This window comes from Paenibacillus tyrphae (genome assembly GCF_024158745.1).
Classification (GTDB): domain Bacteria; phylum Bacillota; class Bacilli; order Paenibacillales; family NBRC-103111; genus Paenibacillus_G; species Paenibacillus_G tyrfis_A.
In genome coordinates, this window is record NZ_JAMZAW010000010.1 from 49395 (window position 1) to 65493 (window position 16099).

A 16099-nucleotide genomic window follows, 5' to 3' on the forward strand; every position below is an offset into this window, starting at 1 on the left:
TTGGGAGTTTTTTAATAAAATCGGATAGCGAAAAGGATTATGGCGGATCATGTCGAAAATGAAGTGGGAACTTAACTTGGAAAATAAGGAGGGGGATACCATGTCCGGACCGTTCGGGATTCGCTGTGCCGAAAAAAATAAAATCAGTCTTGCCACCTTGTTAACCGGGCTGGTCTCCCTTTCCGTCGCGCTTACTTTGACGATTCTGCTTCTCGCCTCGTATCATTCCAATAAGCAATCGTTATTCGAAACGACCTTTGCGTTGAACTATTCGGCCGCGACCAAAATGAGCCATTCCATAGATTCCTTATTCCAATCGATGCGGGCCGGTCTAGCCTATACCGGTGCCCGTCTTTCGGCAGGCGATTTATCGGATACGCAAGAAATACAGAGGCAGCTTGAAGCGCTGCGACTGGGCAGCCACTATTTCAACTCCATCGCTATCGTGGACGAAACGGGTCTTGTCCGCGGTGTAGACCCGCCTTCCGTCGGCACGACCGGAATGCACATCGTAACGGCAGCGACCAAAGAAGCGCTGGCGGTAAAAAAATCCTATATATCCAAGCCCTACAACTCGGCTACCGGACGACTTGTTGTTTTTATGAGCGAGCCGCTTTTCGACAAAGACGGGATATACCGCGGTTATATCGGAGGCAGTCTTTATTTGCAGGAAAACAATATATTGAATATGATGTTCGGCATGCATAATCTCAATAGCGACGGTTCGTACTTTTATATCGTAAGTTCCAGCGGTCATTTATTGTTTCATCCGGACAAATCCCGGATCGGCGAAGATGGCAGCGCCAATCTAGTCGTCCAGAAGGTGCTTCGGGGCGAAAGCGGATATGATCAGGTGACCAATTCTCAAGGAATCACCTTTCTTTCCGGCTATTCCCCCGTTCTGGAAAACGGCTGGGGAGTCGTCGTCCAGTCCCCCATCAATGTCGTATATGACGAACTGAACCGAAATATTCGTACGATCCTGCTGTACACTCTGGCACCGTTTGTTGTATTGATGATCACCGCCATCTGGCTTGCCCGGCGTTTGGCCCGTCCGTTCGTCTCACTTGCCAATTTGGCCGGCAGATTGGGCAGAGGCGAAAGAATCGTTCTTCCCGAGGTTAAGCATCACTGGAACCGGGAAGCCGACTTGTTGACGCAGACGATCACACTTGCGTTAAACGATTTGCAGAAACAGACCGCTCAATTGACTCATGCCGCTATGACCGATTCTTTAACAGGGTTAACGAACCGCAGAACGTTTGAATCCATCATGACGCAATGGACGGAAGAGCAACACCCCTTCGCTCTTATCGTGATGGATATCGACCGGTTCAAGTCCATCAACGATACCTACGGCCATCAGGCAGGCGACGAAGTATTGAAGCATCTGGCCCGCGTCGTCACTTCGTCCGTAGGCCCCCATGACATATGCTGCCGCTACGGCGGAGAAGAATTTGTCGTGCTTCTGCCGCTCGCTACCGTGCCGGAGGCTTTGACCACGGCGGAGCGGGTTCGTACCGCTTTTGAAACGAGGGAAAATCCTCTCGGAATCCCGATAACGGTCTCGTCAGGTATCGCTCACTATCCATCCCACGCCGAATCGGCTGACATGCTGTTTCAACGAGCCGACCACGCTTTGTACCGGGCCAAGGAATCGGGGAAAAACAGAACCATCGTGGCCGACTAGAAAACGGAGCGTTTCCACATTATCGCATCGTGGAGACGCTCCGTTCGTAGTGCCGATTTATGTTTCCCCATATCCTTTTAACTCGATCCCGTTCGCGGCTTTGGCGATCATCTTCGAAATCATTTGAAACATGGCGTTCATCAAGAACGGCACGCGAAGCATCCAGTTTTGCAGGATGATTTTGAAGCTGGAGCTGGCGACCATCCCCTCTGCCGCTGACTGGCCGATTTTCTGGTTTTTCTCCACAAATGCTCTCATCTCTCGCTCGTAGGCTGCAAAAGCCCGTGTATAGTCCCCTTGCGCGAGTTTCAACTCACCGGCCAGCACGTAAGCACCGACAAGCGCCAAGCTGCTGCCCTGCCCGGAAAGCGGTGATGGGCCGTAGGCTGCGTCGCCTACAAGCGCAACACGGCCTTTCGACCATGCAGGCATATGAACTTGGCATATTTCGTCAAAATAAAAATCTTCCGCCGCCTTCATGGCCTGAAGCAGCCGCTGGGTTTCCCAACCGTTCTCGCTGCCGAAAGTATCGGCCACAAGCTGCTTCTGGGCTTCCGGATTGTGCCGGTCGTATGGCAATGGCCCCGATTTAAAAATGAACAGGCACTTTGCTTCGGTGTTGTCGCGGGAGCTATACATCCCTACCGTTTTGGGATTCGTCTTCAAGGCAACTATGGATGATCTGCCGTTGAAGTGGGAAAAAGTCAAAAGTGAAATCATAGGCTACGATGAAATTTTCAAGGAAATCCCTGTGAAAAGCGTCATTCTGACGATGGAAGCAGTCATATTCGAGAAGAATAATTCGCTACATTACGAAGTTGAGCCCGACTTGACGGTATGCGGCAGCAGCGAGCAGATCAAGCAGGTGGTGATGATTCTCTTGGATAATGGAATCAAGTACACCAAACCAGAAGGATCCATTACCCTTACCCTGCAAAAGCGTCATCATGATGTTCTTCTCACCGTAACGAATACGAGTGAAGGCATACCGCCGGAGCATTTGGATCGAATTTTCGATCGTTTCTACCGCGTTCATTAATCCCGCTCACGCCAAAGCGGAGGTTACGCCCTTGGTTTAACCATAGCAAAATCAATTGTCGAGCAGCATAAAGGCAAAATTTATGCTACGAGCGCATTAAAGAAGATGACTTCGTTTTTTGTTCAATTGCCGATTCACGTATAATCAAAGACGGGTATACTTCAAACCATCATGCTCACCGTATCATCTATGACTGTAAAATGAAAGGACACCGCTTGGGTGTCCTTCCTGACCATTTACCTGGGGAGAAACTTGGTAGCTGTCAAGCATCGGCTCCGGCAGCTTTATGGCTTATTTTTCCTTCAGGATACTCTCCAGCACATTGTCAATCATCTGGCGATTGGCAATGGCACCTGTATACAGCCAGCTTGCACTACGGTCATATTCGAATACTTGCCCGTTTTTGACTGCAGGAATCCCGGCCCAAACCGGGTCCTTCAGGATCTCCTCTTTCGTTGCGCCCTTGCTGTTCACAATAAACAAGTAGTCAATGTTCATCTGAGCAAGCTTTTCCTTGTTAATAGGATTCCAATTGGCTGTAGCCGTTTTGGAAATTTCCTTAATTTCTTCCGGCACGGTAAGCCCCAAGTCCCGGTACAGAACGTCGCCGCTGGACAGATGCTCGTTAGGCACATATACCGTTTTCTCGGTTACCCAAAGAACAGCCACGGATTTGGTTCCGATGGCCTGCTTTAATTTCTCCTTAGCTTCCTTCGCTTTCAACTCGTAGCTTTCCAGAACCTTCTTGGCTTCTTCGCTTTTATTCAACACTTCGGCCACAGTCATGAATTCCTGCCGCCAGTCATTGTTGACTCCGCTCCCCACGGTGTATGTCGGAGCAATCTTGGCATATTGAGCGTATTTGTCCCCAGCTACCTGCTCCGCGCTATCCATGAGAATTAAGTCCGGAGCAAAGCTCATGACGGATTCGAAGGGAAGATCGCTTGGTATGGTCGGAATTCCGTTCAGTTCCTTCTGCAGGTAGCTTTGCACCGACTTCCCGTTGGCGACCGACCATTGGGCAACCGGCTTGACGCCAAGGGCAACCAGATGGTCCTCCAAATAGGAAGCGATGATCCTCTGAGGGTCAGCCGGTATTTTCACTTCGTGCCCCAGCGCATCCTTCAGCACACGCTCAGCGGCGGGCTTCGCTGTTGAAGCTGCAGCCGGAGAGGATGCTGACGGAGAAGTGCTGACGGCTGCGCCATTATCCGTTGTGCTTGAGCATCCGCTTCCTGCTATTAGAGCCCCTAACAGCAGTCCTAACCATGGATATGTACGTTTCCTGTTCATAGGATGTCCTCCGTTTATAATGATGGATTTTGGATCATTCGGCGTTAGATTACAGAGCTAATCCCTCTCCAACCGAACGGCAGGAGGAGCGCAATCCTGCGTCCAGTCTTTATGCCGCTCGTTTCCTGAATGGACATTACGGATATTTGGGATTAACTTCAATTGATAACTATAATCATTATCAATTAGCCTGTCAATGTATAAGGGATGCGGAGAGGCAAATATTTAGTTTAACCACAACATCAATGAACAAAAGTAAAAAGCCTCCTCCGCTTGAATGAGCAGTTGAGGCTTATGCTATCTATATTATACCGCTGACCATGTGATGGTATATTCCGTAATACCTGCTTCTGCATCAATGATCTTACCTTCAATAACCGTAGATTCTTGGCTTTTGGTTGCGCTAATGTTGATTGTATTGTCGGTGGAGGAGTCAACCGTATGGTCATAACCGCGTTTTTTCAAATATTCGTTATAGGTCTTAATCAGATCTTTCAAGCTTTCCTTTGTTTGCAGAGTGAAATTGACGCTTTTATTGCTGCCGACTGCATCTTCAACCAACTCGATTTTTTTAGCATCCGCTGGGAGCGGGAAGTCGCTTGGCAAATGCTTCGGACGCTGGAAAGAAGCAGATGTCCCTGAAGTTGCAGTACTGCTGCCACTTCCGCCAATTAATACTCTATTGTTTGTTCCATCGTACTCGATAGGTACCTTCAATGCTTCAGAAACAGCACGTACCGGCAGATAGGTTGAGTTATTATATGTGATCGGATACTGTTTATTCCCCTCGTCATCTACAGGCTTGAAGTCAGCATTGTTGACGACGATACCGATCTCCGTATTTAGGAGTGCTTTAATTTCCTGCTAGTTACTGCCTGCATACACACCGGCGGAGCCTGTCACTACCATTCCGACTATAGATGCGCTAATAAACCATCCTTTTTTGTTCAATGTCTTTTCTCCTTATAGTGTGTGGTTTTCGTCTATTATCATGTTTTTAAGCTGGAAGAACAAGGATCTAACGGCCTAGTAGCACATGCCTAAAAATCCCGATCACGCCAAATAACTTGCGCATTGTAGATTGGGCCTTACGGATAATGTCCGGCCTTCCGCTGGATCACCGCGAGAAGATCTCTATCGTGGTCCTGTTGACCAGTCATGCGCGTGTACACAGCTTTTTTCAACGGGATATGGACCGTGCCGTTCAGACAGGCGTTAACTCGGGCCCTGTCCCTGGCGTGAGCTATAAGGCAGCGTTGGAGCATCTCGTAACTTCGGAACGGTTTCCTTATCTGTCGCCAGTCGTGCTTGCGGGCGCTTATTCGCCTGAGAACGATGAGAAGGACGGTCATTCCTACGGTTTCGAATTTGATTTTGGCCTCGCCCGAATATTGGATGGGATTGAGCATTATGTTCATTCAAAACGATAGTCATGAGAAAATCTCTTGTCATACTTAAATGACAGGAGCTTTTTTCTAATGACAGGCAAGTGCTTTGGAATAATTTCTCCCCTTTCGATAAAAAGTTCTCCCTTCTTTCGGGCACGGAACATCCCATATAATAGTAAGTAATCCTTATAGCGGAAAGGAGGATACTTAAGGGACCGAACGACTGGAAGGAGGGCATGCTGAAGATCGTCTTTTGCGATGAAGATCTTTTGTAAGCGCTTTATAAAAGGTTCGAATTCAAATACCAATCCAATAAGGAGGCTCAACTGATGAACTTCAATGGTTCTTCCTTGTACGCACGCTTACGCACCCGTCTGCTGCTAGGGTTCATTGCCTCGCTCATCGTCTCGCTATTCTCCGTGATTGCGTCCCCTCTCCCCTCTGCCGCGGCTCCCGCCGGAGGCTATAAAATCGTCGGCTATTGGCACAACTTCGACAACGGCTCGGGCTTTATCCGGCTGCGCGACGTATCTCCGGATTTCGACGTGATTAACGTTTCGTTCGCGGAGCCGACGAGCGGCAGTGGCGGTGTGATCGGCTTCACCCCCTATAACTACACCGAAGCCGACTTCAAAGCCGACGTTGCGTATCTGCAGAGCAAAGGCAAGAAGGTTGTCATCTCCATCGGCGGTGCGAACGGTCAAGTGCAGCTGGCGACGACGGCTGCCCGCGACGCGTTCGTTAGCTCGGTGACGGGCATCATCGAGAAATACGGGTTCGACGGACTCGATGTCGACTTCGAGGGGCACTCGCTCTATTTGAACGCCGGCGATTCCGACTTCCGCCATCCGACAACGCCCGTCATCGTCAACCTGATCGATGCACTCAAGTCGCTGAACAGCCACTTCGGCACAGACAAATTCATTCTGACCATGGCCCCGGAGACGTTCTTCGTCCAGCTTGGGTATTCGTTCTACGGTGGAAGCTGTATCAGCTGCGATTCGCGTGCCGGCGCTTACCTGCCCGTTATCTATGCGACTCGTGACATTCTGGACTGGCTCCAAGTGCAAAATTATAACTCTGGCCCGATCATCGGCCTCGACGACCAGTATCATACGATGGGCAGCGCCGATTTCCACGTCGCCATGGCCGATATGCTGTTGACTGGGTTCCCCGTTAACAAGAATGCCAACCTGTTCTTCCCGCCGCTGCGTCAGGAGCAGGTGCTGCTGGGCTTACCGGCAAACGGCAATGCGGGCGGCGGCTTTACACCGGTTGCCGAAGTGCATAAGGCGCTCGACGCGCTCGTGAAAGGCCAGCAGCTTAGCACCTACAAAACGCGGGGCAGCGCAACCGGCTATCCGAACTTTGGCGGTCTGATGACATGGTCGATTAACTGGGATAAGTTCAATCAATTCGAGTTTTCCACGAAGCACCGCGCCTATTTGAACGCCTTGAACCCGCCGGCGCCGGATACCCAGCCTCCGACAGCTCCGGCAAATTTGGTATCGACCGGCAAAACCGCAACCACAGTCTCCCTGACCTGGAGCGCCTCGACCGACAATGTCGGCGTGACGGGCTACACGGTCGCCTACGGCTCTTCGCAAGTGAACGTGACAGGAACGAGCGCAACGATACAGGGTCTGAAGCCGAATACGAGCTATACGTTCTCGGTGACGGCTAAGGATGCTGCCGGCAACGTCTCGGCCGCCAGCAATCCGGTGACGGTCAAGACGGACGAATCGTCCGGCGACAACCAAGCTCCGACCGCGCCGACACAACTAAGCGTGGTCTCCAAATCGGCTACGAGCGTGACGTTGAGCTGGACGGCGTCCTCCGATAATGTCGGCGTGACCGGCTACACGGTCGCCTACGGCACTTCGCATGTGAACGTGACAGGAACGAGTGCAGCGATAGAGGGACTGAAGCCAAATACCGGCTATACGTTCTCGGTAACGGCTAGAGATGCCGCGGGCAATGTCTCGCCTGCCGCAGTACTTACGGTGACGACGGACGCACCGTCAGGCGCGCAGCCGTGGGCTCCCGGAACCGCCTATAAAATCGGCGATGAGGTTACGTACGCAGGCAAAACCTATGTATGCCGTCAAAACCACACTTCGCTGCAAGGCTGGGAGCCTCCGAACGTTGCGGCACTGTGGCAGCTGAAGTAATCCGAGCGCGCAGCGGCCGACGAAGCCGATGATGACGCGCGCGCGAAATGCCGCTTGCCGCCGGATGGCGGCAAGCGCTTAAGCGCAAGGTTTGACGAGTCCGTGATTCACCACTTCCGTATCGCAAGTATGAACGAAGCCAAGGCTGCAAGGGAGGCAACCGTCCGTACATGATTCCAAGCGACCCACTTGGAAAGATAATGATTCCAAAGCTCAGCCCCCTCGGAGCTTCGGGGAGCAACCGCAGTCAAGCGTCATTCAACGGGACGTTAAAGATGATCGTCACCAGAAATGAGCCTTCTCAACACTCTGAGCCGTAGGGAAGCTTTTCTACGGCTCTTCGTATGGCTTCTACCTTACCGGTTTGATCACAGAACCTGTCGCTGAACCGCTCTTAGCGTTTATTTCACGATAAATTTAACTCTAGTTCCGTCCGCGTATTTGGAAAGCTTATTTCCTACCCAGCTTCCCGCCCCACGGTTGTCGGACGGATTAATGTAACGAATATCCGCCCCTCTTCCCCCTTCCAAGCACATGGCCATCGGCCATTCGTCCCGATCGTAACCTTTCTTCGGTGGATAGCCTCTCAGAGATTCTTCACGCCGCTCACGGGTACCGTCCCGCTCGATAGTACATACATCGGACTTGCCTGCTGCAATGGCATCTTTAATATGCGCTCCTGTTTCGGGGTATCGGTCTCTCGGAAAAATGAGAATGTAGTCGTAAGATGATGCTGCGAAGGAAACGTTATTCGAGCCTGCAACCGGAAAAAAACTCGCCAGTAAAACCGAGATGAGGAATACAATCGAAAATAGCGACTTTCCCTGCTTCTTAACCATTCGATTACCTCCATATTTCATATTTGGAATTTTATTCCTTTATAATTGTATTAGATAATACATTACCTCTCAATAGTTTTGTTCCAAGTTTATTCTATAGCTTTTGTAAAGACGCTATGGACGAAAAAAAACCAGGTCTTCTTCTTGGCAGAAGTCGACCTGGGTTTCTCTCCGTCTGGATATGGAAATCAATATTATTACGCGTTTGACCTATGAATGCCGATACTAATTTTTGTGATTGCCTATAAATTTTTTAAGTTCTTCCACAGGAATGGCGCCAACGATTTTGTCGACCGGTTCACCGTTTTTAAACAGAATCGTCGTTGGAATGCTCATCACTCCAAACTGAGCGGCCGTATTGGTTTGTTCGTCTACATTAACCTTGAGAATTCTCACGTCGCCGCTATGTTCCCGATCAAACGCTTCAAGTACAGTACCGAAAAAGCGGCAAGGCGCGCACCAAGTCGCCCAAAAATTGACTAATGTCAAGCCTTCGCTCTTTAAATCGTTGGTAAAGGTCGTATCCGTAGTATGGCAAATGGTCATTTGTAGCTTCCTCCCTTTTATTCCTATCATAAATTTAATTCAAATGAATCGAACCGACGGAGATTTCATCACCTCCTCCTCTCAGCTCCGCGGTTCCGGCAGTTTACTAAGCGTTTATTTCTTGAATTCTTCCTCCGTCAAGTCCAAATTAACGCCCATCGCCGTTCGGCTGCCGTCGGCTGCGGCAAAAACCACTTGGGAAGGCATGAAGTACGAAGCGTCTCCTGCGGCATATAAACCGGGTATCAAAGTTCTTCCCCATGCATCCGTCTTGAGCCCGCCGTTCTCCGTCCTTTCGCAGCCCAGATGTTCTCCGAACGGTACGGCCGGCACAAATCTCGGCATCACGAAACCGCCGGCTCTCGGAAGTTCCGTTCCATCCGCAAAACGAACATGCTCAAGCCGCCCATTGTGGCCGACGAAGGCCGTGACAGGCTGCTCCATCACCACGATTCCTTTGGTTTGAAGCCGAGTTTTTTGCTCGTCCGACAGGGACGACTTGCCGTGCGTGCAGACAACCACATCTTTGCTCCAATTGAGGAGAAGCTTGGCTGTATGAAATACGGTCGGAGATTCGGAAACAACGACAAGCGGTTGATCCCGCAGCTCCCAGCCGTCGCAATAGGGACAATTAAACAAGCTTTTCCCGTACAGCGGATAGAAGCCGTCGATGTCAGGAAATATTTCTTTAACCCCCGTCGCCAGAATCAGCTTTTGCGCTTGAATCCTATGGCCTGATGCATCCAGCACCTCGACAAATCCGGATTCGATTTTGCGAACTTCGACAGCCTCGGTTGGCAGATGCTCGACGGACGGATAACGGAGAACCTCCTCATAAGCAATGCGGCGGAACTCGGCCGGCGTCACGCCGTCTCTCGTAATAAAGCCGTGAGACGCATGCGTAACGGCATTTCGCGGCTTGTTGTTATCGATTAAAGCCACGCTTCGTCTTGCCCTGCCGAGCACGAGGGCTGCATTCAATCCGGCGGGACCGCCGCCAATAATTGCGCAATCGTAAATCATGATGTTCATCTCCTCAAGTTAGATATTAAAGACTCATTATATCTATGATTAATTTAAAAAAAATTGTTCACGCACTGCACCGTGTTTTTCCTTTTAACGAAGGGGCTCGTCTTAGGCTTGAGTTTGCTTTCGGGCCAGATCCGCCAATTTCGCTTCTTTGAGATGCGACTCCATCTTCTGTTCCGCTTCCTTCATTACCGCTTGAATCAGACATTCGTCGCCGTGGACAAAATCGCATTCGAATAAGGAGGCGTTGCCTTCAATGGCATGGATAATATCCAGAAACGTAATGTCGTCTTTTTTACGGGATAGCCGGTAGCCGCCGTTAGCTCCGGATACCGATTCGATCATCCCTGCCTTCACAAGCCTCGTTAAAATTTTGGAAAGATAGGTCGGTGAAACGCCTTGGGATTCCGCCAGCTGCTGCACGCCTACCGGTTTAACCGGAGAAGCCTCAATCAGAGCGAGCATCGTGTGCAGAGCATAATTTGTCGCTTTGGAAAATCTCATGGCCAACACCTCAATTAAAGACTTATTGTGTCTATAATATCCTTGAATTACGGACCTGTCAAGTCGCATCTTAGTTTCTTGACACAAAACACCGCAACTGTAAATGCGGCCAGAGTGTTGAGAAAGTGTTGAATTGAGATAATAGAGGTTACGAGGGGGTGGGGTATCCACTTCCGACCGCTGCTCCACCCCGCAAAGTGAAGTTGAATCAGGGAAGCTTAGTCCGAGTACTTTGCGGGGACCCCGGGTCATCGGGAAATTTGAATGGAAGCCGCTTATCAGCGGACATTTCCCGATGACAAAGGCGGCCGCTATCGCTTCTCCAGTGGATACCCCACCTCCGTTTGCATCTCATTTTTTGTAAAAATCCACTTTCTCAACAAGCTCACGCAATTGTAATTACGGCATTTTGATTCACAGGCTCCTACTGTTATCTCAGGATCTTCGGTTTTCGTCAATCGAAGCTCCGACTCGTTTCGTCAGAAGCTCCATGAGATAGAGGCTCGCCTCGTCTTTATCGGAGGTTAGCTCTTTAAACTTTTGCAGGGCGGTGTTAAGCTTCGAAAACCTGGCATCGAAGTCTTTCTCTGCTTCTTTCACCCCTTGAGCATCGGTCAGCTCCTCTAACCCTTTAACCCCTTGCTCCTTTAATTTAGCCAAGTTCGAATCCAGCTTTTCGGCGAGCGAGTCATATTTTTTAGAAGCGGACTTGGGATCGTTTAATTTCATTTTGGCATACACGTTCATGCGATACCCGTACAGTCCAATGGTCCTGTTTCCATCATGAATCCACATGGTGCCGCCGCCGTCACGGATATAATCGATATTGGACAGCTCTGAAATCGCTTCATTTACCGTTTGATGAACAGCGTCCGTATGAGTCTTCAGCTTGCTGTCGTTTGCAAGCAATTTATCCGTTTCCTGTTGAAAGCACTCGCCGATATAGCGATACATTTCATCCTGACCGCGTTCGGAGCGATCCAGCTCGTGCTTGCCGTATTCGTCCTCATAAGTCTGAACGATTTCATCCTTGGACATGTTGGAGACAACCACCCTTGAGCACAGGTTCCGGTTTACTTTCTCCAAAGTGGCGTTACTGTCGGAATCCGGTGTAGTCTGGACAGCGTCTGGTTTCGCTTTCGCTTTAAAGAACGCCACAACGTCACTCACCGTCGTCATTTTCCCGGAGGCATTCAGCCGGTTATCGGTCTCGTAATCCGATACAAAGCTTTTCTCCTTTTGAACAAATATGGACGGAGCGGTCACTGCGGCACTTCCGCCCGAGCCTTTTCCGGTAATGTAATCCGCGAGCACGATTACATCCTTCTTGCCGTCCCCATCGACGTCTTTAAAGGAAACCGCTTTGACGGATTCGAAATTCCACGACGCGACGAGCTTCGGCTGCGGGAACGTATACAAAGTCTGGCCTTCGGCATCCTTTAAGCTGAGCAAAAGCTCTTTATGCCCGTCTGCATTCGTACGTTTGGCGGACACAAAACGAACCTTGCCCCACGACTCCAGCTCAAGCTGAAACGACTGGTCCGCAATTTCCTCGACCGATGCGCCGTCATTTGCAGGAGCGGTTTGCGATGCTGCGGACGGAGAGGCTGCCGAGGGAGCAGGCGCTGCCGATCCAGACGGAGGCGACGTTGAATCGGAAGCTTTCGCGGGCTCATTGAGCTGGCTTTGCTGGCCGGACGGATTGCATCCCGTTAGCACCGCTAATAAAATACCTATTGCCAATAGCCTCATTGCCTATTCTCTCCCCCCTTTTCTATAAACCAGAAATGAACCATATATTGGCACATTTGACCATTCCATTTTCATATTCGCGCTGTACGGACAGATTCCTGCAAATTCTACATTATTCCGTAACTCCAAGTTGAATCATGCGTACCTTTTCTCCTGCAAGAACGCCGCGGCCTCCCGGAGGGATGACCATTAGACAATCGGAATCCTTGATCGAAAGCATCACGCTGGACTGATCGGGTCCTGCCATTTTGACATATACTTTACCGTCTTCGATATAGCTTTTAGCCCGCACGAATCGATGATAGGCATTGACTTTCGTAAAATCCTCCCCTAAGAATGCGGTTGCTTCCGGCGGGAGAATGTCCTTCTTCCCTTGCATGCCCCAGAGCACCGGGCGAACAAACAATTCAAAGCCCACAAAGCAAGCCCCCGGATTTCCGGAAAGCGCGAAGAGAAACTTGCCCTTCATCACGCCAACCGTCGTAGGGCTGCCCGGCCGCATCATCACCTTGTTAAATAACGTCATCCCTTCCCACGCATCAAAAATATCGACCATAATATCGTAATCGCCTACCGAGACTCCGCCTGTCGTAATGACGCAATCCGCCATGGAAAATGCGGCGGTGATTTGCTCCATGGCCCGCTCCGCATCGTCAGGGATAGTTTCCATCAGGATCGGGATGCCGCCTACCTCCCGCACTTGTGCTGCCAGCATATGCGTATTGCTGTTCCTGATTTTCCCCGGCTCAAGCGGCACATGAACGTCCAACAATTCCGACCCGGTTGCGAATATAGCTACTTTGGGGCGTTTAAATACGTTAACCGTTCCCACGCCGAAGGCAGCCAACAGGGCAATCTCGCCTGCCTGTAATTTCCTCCCCTTTTCCAAGGCTAGCTCGCCTTGTGCCAGTTCAAATCCGGTTAAGGTAATGTTTTGACCTTCCTTCTGTTCTTTTTTGATCGAAATGAACGTTTTTTCATCTTGCTCGAAGCATTCCGCTATCTCAAGCATGACGACCGCATTTGCGCCGTCAGGCACCATAGCACCCGTCATAATCCTCGATGCCGTATTCCCTGTTATGGCTTTCGTCGGCGTCGAGCCGCAAGGAATGCTCTCGATGACTTCCAGAATAACCGGCTGATTGGAAGATGCGCCGATTGTCGATTCCCACCGTACGGCAAACCCGTCCATACCCGAACGGCAAAAATGCGGCATATGGTCCGCTGCGAATACATCCGCCGCCAATCTCCTGCCGAAAGCTTCCTCCAATGGCACGTGCTCGACGTCTCCCGGCCGAATATGCTGTTGAATCATCTTTTGCGCTGCGTCAGGCTGAATGGCGTTCCTGCGAAAACGGTTCGAAAGCTGTAAACGTTCCATACTATCCTCCAATTTGCGACATTCTCCTGGAAGTCGGCCGATGTGTCTGTTTTTCATCGTCTAAGGCTTTTGCCATTTCATGATTTTGGGGCTTCAAGTGTAAAGCTTTGAGAAAGAGCTCGCGGATGGCATCATCATTTCCGATCCACTTGCGAACATTAAATTCGTCAGACCAGTATAAACAAGGCTTAATGCTGCCGTCAGCCGTCAGGCGAAGCCTGTTGCACGTTTCACAAAAATGGTCGCTTACCGGATGGATGAGTCCGAAGCTTCCTTGTGCCCCTTCGATTCGGTAATTTTTGGAAGGTCCATTGCCATGGATCGTATGAATAGGGATAACATTCCATCCCATTTCAGTGCAGCGATCGAAAATTGCCGCTAACGGCATATAAGAGGCCTTCCACCCTTTATCTTGATGGCCGATCGGCATGTATTCGATAAATCGTATTTGAAGTGGCCGTTCTATGGACAACCGCAAAAAATCTGCAATTTCATCATCATTGATTCCCTTCATAAGTACGACATTTATTTTAATGGGATCGAATCCCACTTGCATGCAGGTTTCAATACTATCCAGAACACGACGCACATCTCCGCCGCGCGTAATGAAAGAAAACCTGTCCGCGCGCAGCGAATCCAAGCTGATATTGACGCGAGTCAATCCCGCCGCTTTCAGCTTAGCCGCTTTCGGTGCGAGAAATATCCCGTTCGTGGTCAAAGCGATATCTTCTATTCCCGGAACGGCAGCAATCATGGCTACGAGTTTTTCAAGCTCCTTGCGAACTAACGGTTCCCCTCCGGTGAGCCTTACTTTTCGTACACCCATTCCTGCCAGTACCCGCACAACCTCCGTGATCTCCTCATAGGTCAATATCTTTTGGCCAGGTTCGAACTCCATTCCCTCGGGCGGCATACAGTATACGCATCGTAAATTGCAGCGGTCCGTAACGGATATACGCAAATAGTCGTGAACCCTGCCGAACGAATCGATCAATGGACTGCTCATCACTCGGCCTCCTTTCGTCACACTGTTTTATAAAAATGCGCTACCCGATGACATCATCGAATAGCGCACGACTTCGCTCCTTCTATACGCGTTCTTCAAAGTAGATATGATAACGCAGGTTAGCTTTAGGATCATGCGAAACAAAACAGTCTCTTGCTTGGCTGCCCTCCAGCTTGGTCAATGAATCGTCAAATAGGGGTACAGAAAGAAACTGATCGGCATTGAAATAAAACTTCAAATAGGCCCGGTCTTCCGTGAGCGCTGTCTTGAACAGGGTGAACGGCTTGGGCTGCGTTTGCTCTTCGCCCGAGAGATCTTCAATCCATACGGTGATTCGGCTTCCTTCATACTTGGATAACATCGTTTCCCATTCCATCATAAGCCCCCGGCTTTGACGTTATTTTTGCCGCAATGGCTGCACTCCGCATGTTCCTTGACTTCGACCTCTAACCGGTAGCCCTGCAGCCAGTCCCAGAATTGATGAGCTGCCCGCTCTTCGAGATAGGCGAGCATGTCCTCTTCCTTCTCCCAAGCTCCTGTACCCGTAACCTCGGCAACGACGTATTCCAGACCTTCTGCCTGTTTCTGCTCCAGGCTCCATTTCGCATGCTTCGGAAACAAGCTTTTCAGCTGATCGTCAATGATCTGCGCAAAAGGTTGCCCGGGCGCGTCCGCCGCACGTTCCCGAATAAAGCATAAGTCCATGAAAAATTCCGATTTCTTCATCTATTTTTCACTTCCTTCTTGTAAATAAATAAGGCGATCGGAAACAAAATGACGTTTAACGCAGCAAACAAGATCACCAGCTTATAGTTTTCAAAATAATAATGGTTGATCGTATACTGGGTAAAAATGATATTGAGCAGCAGCACGACACTCAGCAGGATGACGCCCCGATAGCTACGCTTCATACCGCTTCACTCCCGTTGCATAAATAGTCGGCCCTTCGACGGCTACGATGATTTCCGGCAGCGGCCTTCTTGGCGGCCCTCCTGTCGGAGCTCCCGATTTAGGGTCAAAAAAGCCGTGATGGCAAGGACAAACCATTCTTTTCTCCTCGCCGTTCCAAAATACAGGGCATTTCAAATGGGTGCATGCATTTTGATACGCTTTGTATTCATTTTCGCCCAAGCGGATCAGCAGCGCCGAATCGTGCTCCCCCGGATAAGCAAACTCGACCGCCTCCCCGACTTTCAACGCTTGAACGTCGGCGATTTTCGTTTTGGGGTGGCTTTTTTGGCCGAGCCCCGCAAGCTCTTTGGCCGCGAGTCCGCCCCAGGGAAGCGTGGAAATGGCAAACACCCCTGCCGCCCCCACCATCGTTTTCATAAAGCCGCGCCGATCGAGGGTTCGCTCATTATTTTTACGAATGTTATGCGTGTAATTGTCTTCGTTATACGGAACCTTGTTGTTCTTCTCTTTATCCATGCGGTCCACCCGCTTTCTAATAATGGTCGCTTT

General features: G+C 50.2%; 17 protein-coding genes and 2 pseudogenes. 4 read left to right on the top strand and 15 right to left on the bottom strand.

Features of this window, described 5'->3' with window-relative positions:
* Positions 1-100 precede the first annotated feature (100 nt).
* On the top strand, positions 101-1690 hold the full coding sequence (locus tag NI000_RS16170) for a sensor domain-containing diguanylate cyclase (protein WP_253412232.1): 1590 nt from the start codon (positions 101-103) through the stop codon (positions 1688-1690).
* Between the two features lie 57 nt (positions 1691-1747).
* On the opposite strand, the pseudogene NI000_RS16175 reads toward NI000_RS16170, so the two are convergent.
* A pseudogene (locus NI000_RS16175) lies at positions 1748-2356 on the bottom strand (FAD-dependent monooxygenase); the annotation flags it as partial.
* A 106-nt stretch (positions 2357-2462) separates the two neighbouring features.
* Between NI000_RS16175 and NI000_RS16180 the strand changes: the two are divergent.
* Positions 2463-2873, top strand: a pseudogene (locus NI000_RS16180) (sensor histidine kinase).
* Between the two features lie 147 nt (positions 2874-3020).
* On the opposite strand, the gene NI000_RS16185 reads toward NI000_RS16180, so the two are convergent.
* Both NI000_RS16185 and NI000_RS16190 read right to left on the bottom strand, forming a co-directional pair.
* On the bottom strand, positions 3021-4022 hold the full coding sequence (locus NI000_RS16185; RefSeq protein ID WP_253412236.1) for an ABC transporter substrate-binding protein: 1002 nt from the start codon (positions 4020-4022) through the stop codon (positions 3021-3023).
* A 306-nt stretch (positions 4023-4328) separates the two neighbouring features.
* On the bottom strand, positions 4329-4880 hold the full coding sequence (locus NI000_RS16190; RefSeq protein ID WP_309247909.1) for a stalk domain-containing protein: 552 nt from the start codon (positions 4878-4880) through the stop codon (positions 4329-4331).
* 239 nt (positions 4881-5119) lie between these two features.
* Between NI000_RS16190 and NI000_RS16195 the strand changes: the two genes are divergently transcribed.
* Positions 5120-5452, top strand: coding sequence for a hypothetical protein (locus NI000_RS16195; RefSeq protein ID WP_253412240.1), 333 nt, complete (start codon positions 5120-5122; stop codon positions 5450-5452).
* Positions 5453-5739: 287 nt separating this feature from the next.
* Positions 5740-7581, top strand: coding sequence for a fibronectin type III domain-containing protein (locus NI000_RS16200; RefSeq protein WP_253412242.1), 1842 nt, complete (start codon positions 5740-5742; stop codon positions 7579-7581).
* 107 nt (positions 7582-7688) lie between these two features.
* Here the strand turns inward: NI000_RS16200 and NI000_RS37130 are convergent, their stop codons facing one another.
* The 12 genes from NI000_RS37130 to NI000_RS16255 form a co-directional block, all read right to left on the bottom strand.
* On the bottom strand, positions 7689-7832 hold the full coding sequence (locus tag NI000_RS37130; RefSeq protein ID WP_375540978.1) for an anthrone oxygenase family protein: 144 nt from the start codon (positions 7830-7832) through the stop codon (positions 7689-7691).
* A 150-nt stretch (positions 7833-7982) separates the two neighbouring features.
* Entirely contained in the window at positions 7983-8420 is a 438-nt protein-coding gene (locus tag NI000_RS16205) for a NucA/NucB deoxyribonuclease domain-containing protein (RefSeq protein WP_253412244.1), read from the bottom strand.
* A gap of 225 nt (positions 8421-8645) precedes the next feature.
* The gene (gene trxA, locus NI000_RS16210; RefSeq protein WP_253412247.1) at positions 8646-8966 is read right to left on the bottom strand and encodes a thioredoxin; all 321 of its coding nucleotides are present in this window, start codon (positions 8964-8966) and stop codon (positions 8646-8648) included.
* 114 nt (positions 8967-9080) lie between these two features.
* On the bottom strand, positions 9081-9989 hold the full coding sequence (locus NI000_RS16215; RefSeq protein ID WP_253412249.1) for an NAD(P)/FAD-dependent oxidoreductase: 909 nt from the start codon (positions 9987-9989) through the stop codon (positions 9081-9083).
* Between the two features lie 111 nt (positions 9990-10100).
* A complete protein-coding gene (locus NI000_RS16220) occupies positions 10101-10499 on the bottom strand; it encodes an Rrf2 family transcriptional regulator (RefSeq protein ID WP_253412251.1) in 399 nt (132 codons plus the stop codon).
* Between the two features lie 435 nt (positions 10500-10934).
* Entirely contained in the window at positions 10935-12251 is a 1317-nt protein-coding gene (locus tag NI000_RS16225; protein WP_253412253.1) for a hypothetical protein, read from the bottom strand.
* 112 nt (positions 12252-12363) lie between these two features.
* Positions 12364-13632: a molybdopterin molybdotransferase MoeA gene (locus NI000_RS16230; protein ID WP_253412255.1), complete on the bottom strand. Its 1269-nt coding sequence runs from the start codon at positions 13630-13632 to the stop codon at positions 12364-12366.
* Between the two features lies 1 nt (position 13633).
* Positions 13634-14638 carry a GTP 3',8-cyclase MoaA gene (gene moaA, locus NI000_RS16235; RefSeq protein ID WP_253412257.1) on the bottom strand — a complete coding sequence of 335 codons (1005 nt, stop codon included), beginning with the start codon at positions 14636-14638 and terminating at the stop codon, positions 13634-13636.
* A gap of 82 nt (positions 14639-14720) precedes the next feature.
* Complete coding sequence (locus NI000_RS16240) at positions 14721-15014, bottom strand: hypothetical protein (RefSeq protein ID WP_253412259.1); 294 nt, start codon at positions 15012-15014, stop codon at positions 14721-14723.
* Complete coding sequence (locus NI000_RS16245) at positions 15014-15364, bottom strand: hypothetical protein (RefSeq protein ID WP_253412261.1); 351 nt, start codon at positions 15362-15364, stop codon at positions 15014-15016. The genes NI000_RS16240 and NI000_RS16245 overlap by 1 nt, the downstream gene beginning before the upstream one ends.
* On the bottom strand, positions 15361-15549 hold the full coding sequence (locus NI000_RS16250; protein ID WP_253412263.1) for a hypothetical protein: 189 nt from the start codon (positions 15547-15549) through the stop codon (positions 15361-15363). Before NI000_RS16250 ends, NI000_RS16245 begins: the two co-directional genes overlap by 4 nt.
* Positions 15539-16066: a Rieske 2Fe-2S domain-containing protein gene (locus tag NI000_RS16255; protein WP_253412265.1), complete on the bottom strand. Its 528-nt coding sequence runs from the start codon at positions 16064-16066 to the stop codon at positions 15539-15541. The genes NI000_RS16250 and NI000_RS16255 overlap by 11 nt, the downstream gene beginning before the upstream one ends.
* Positions 16067-16099 lie beyond the last annotated feature (33 nt).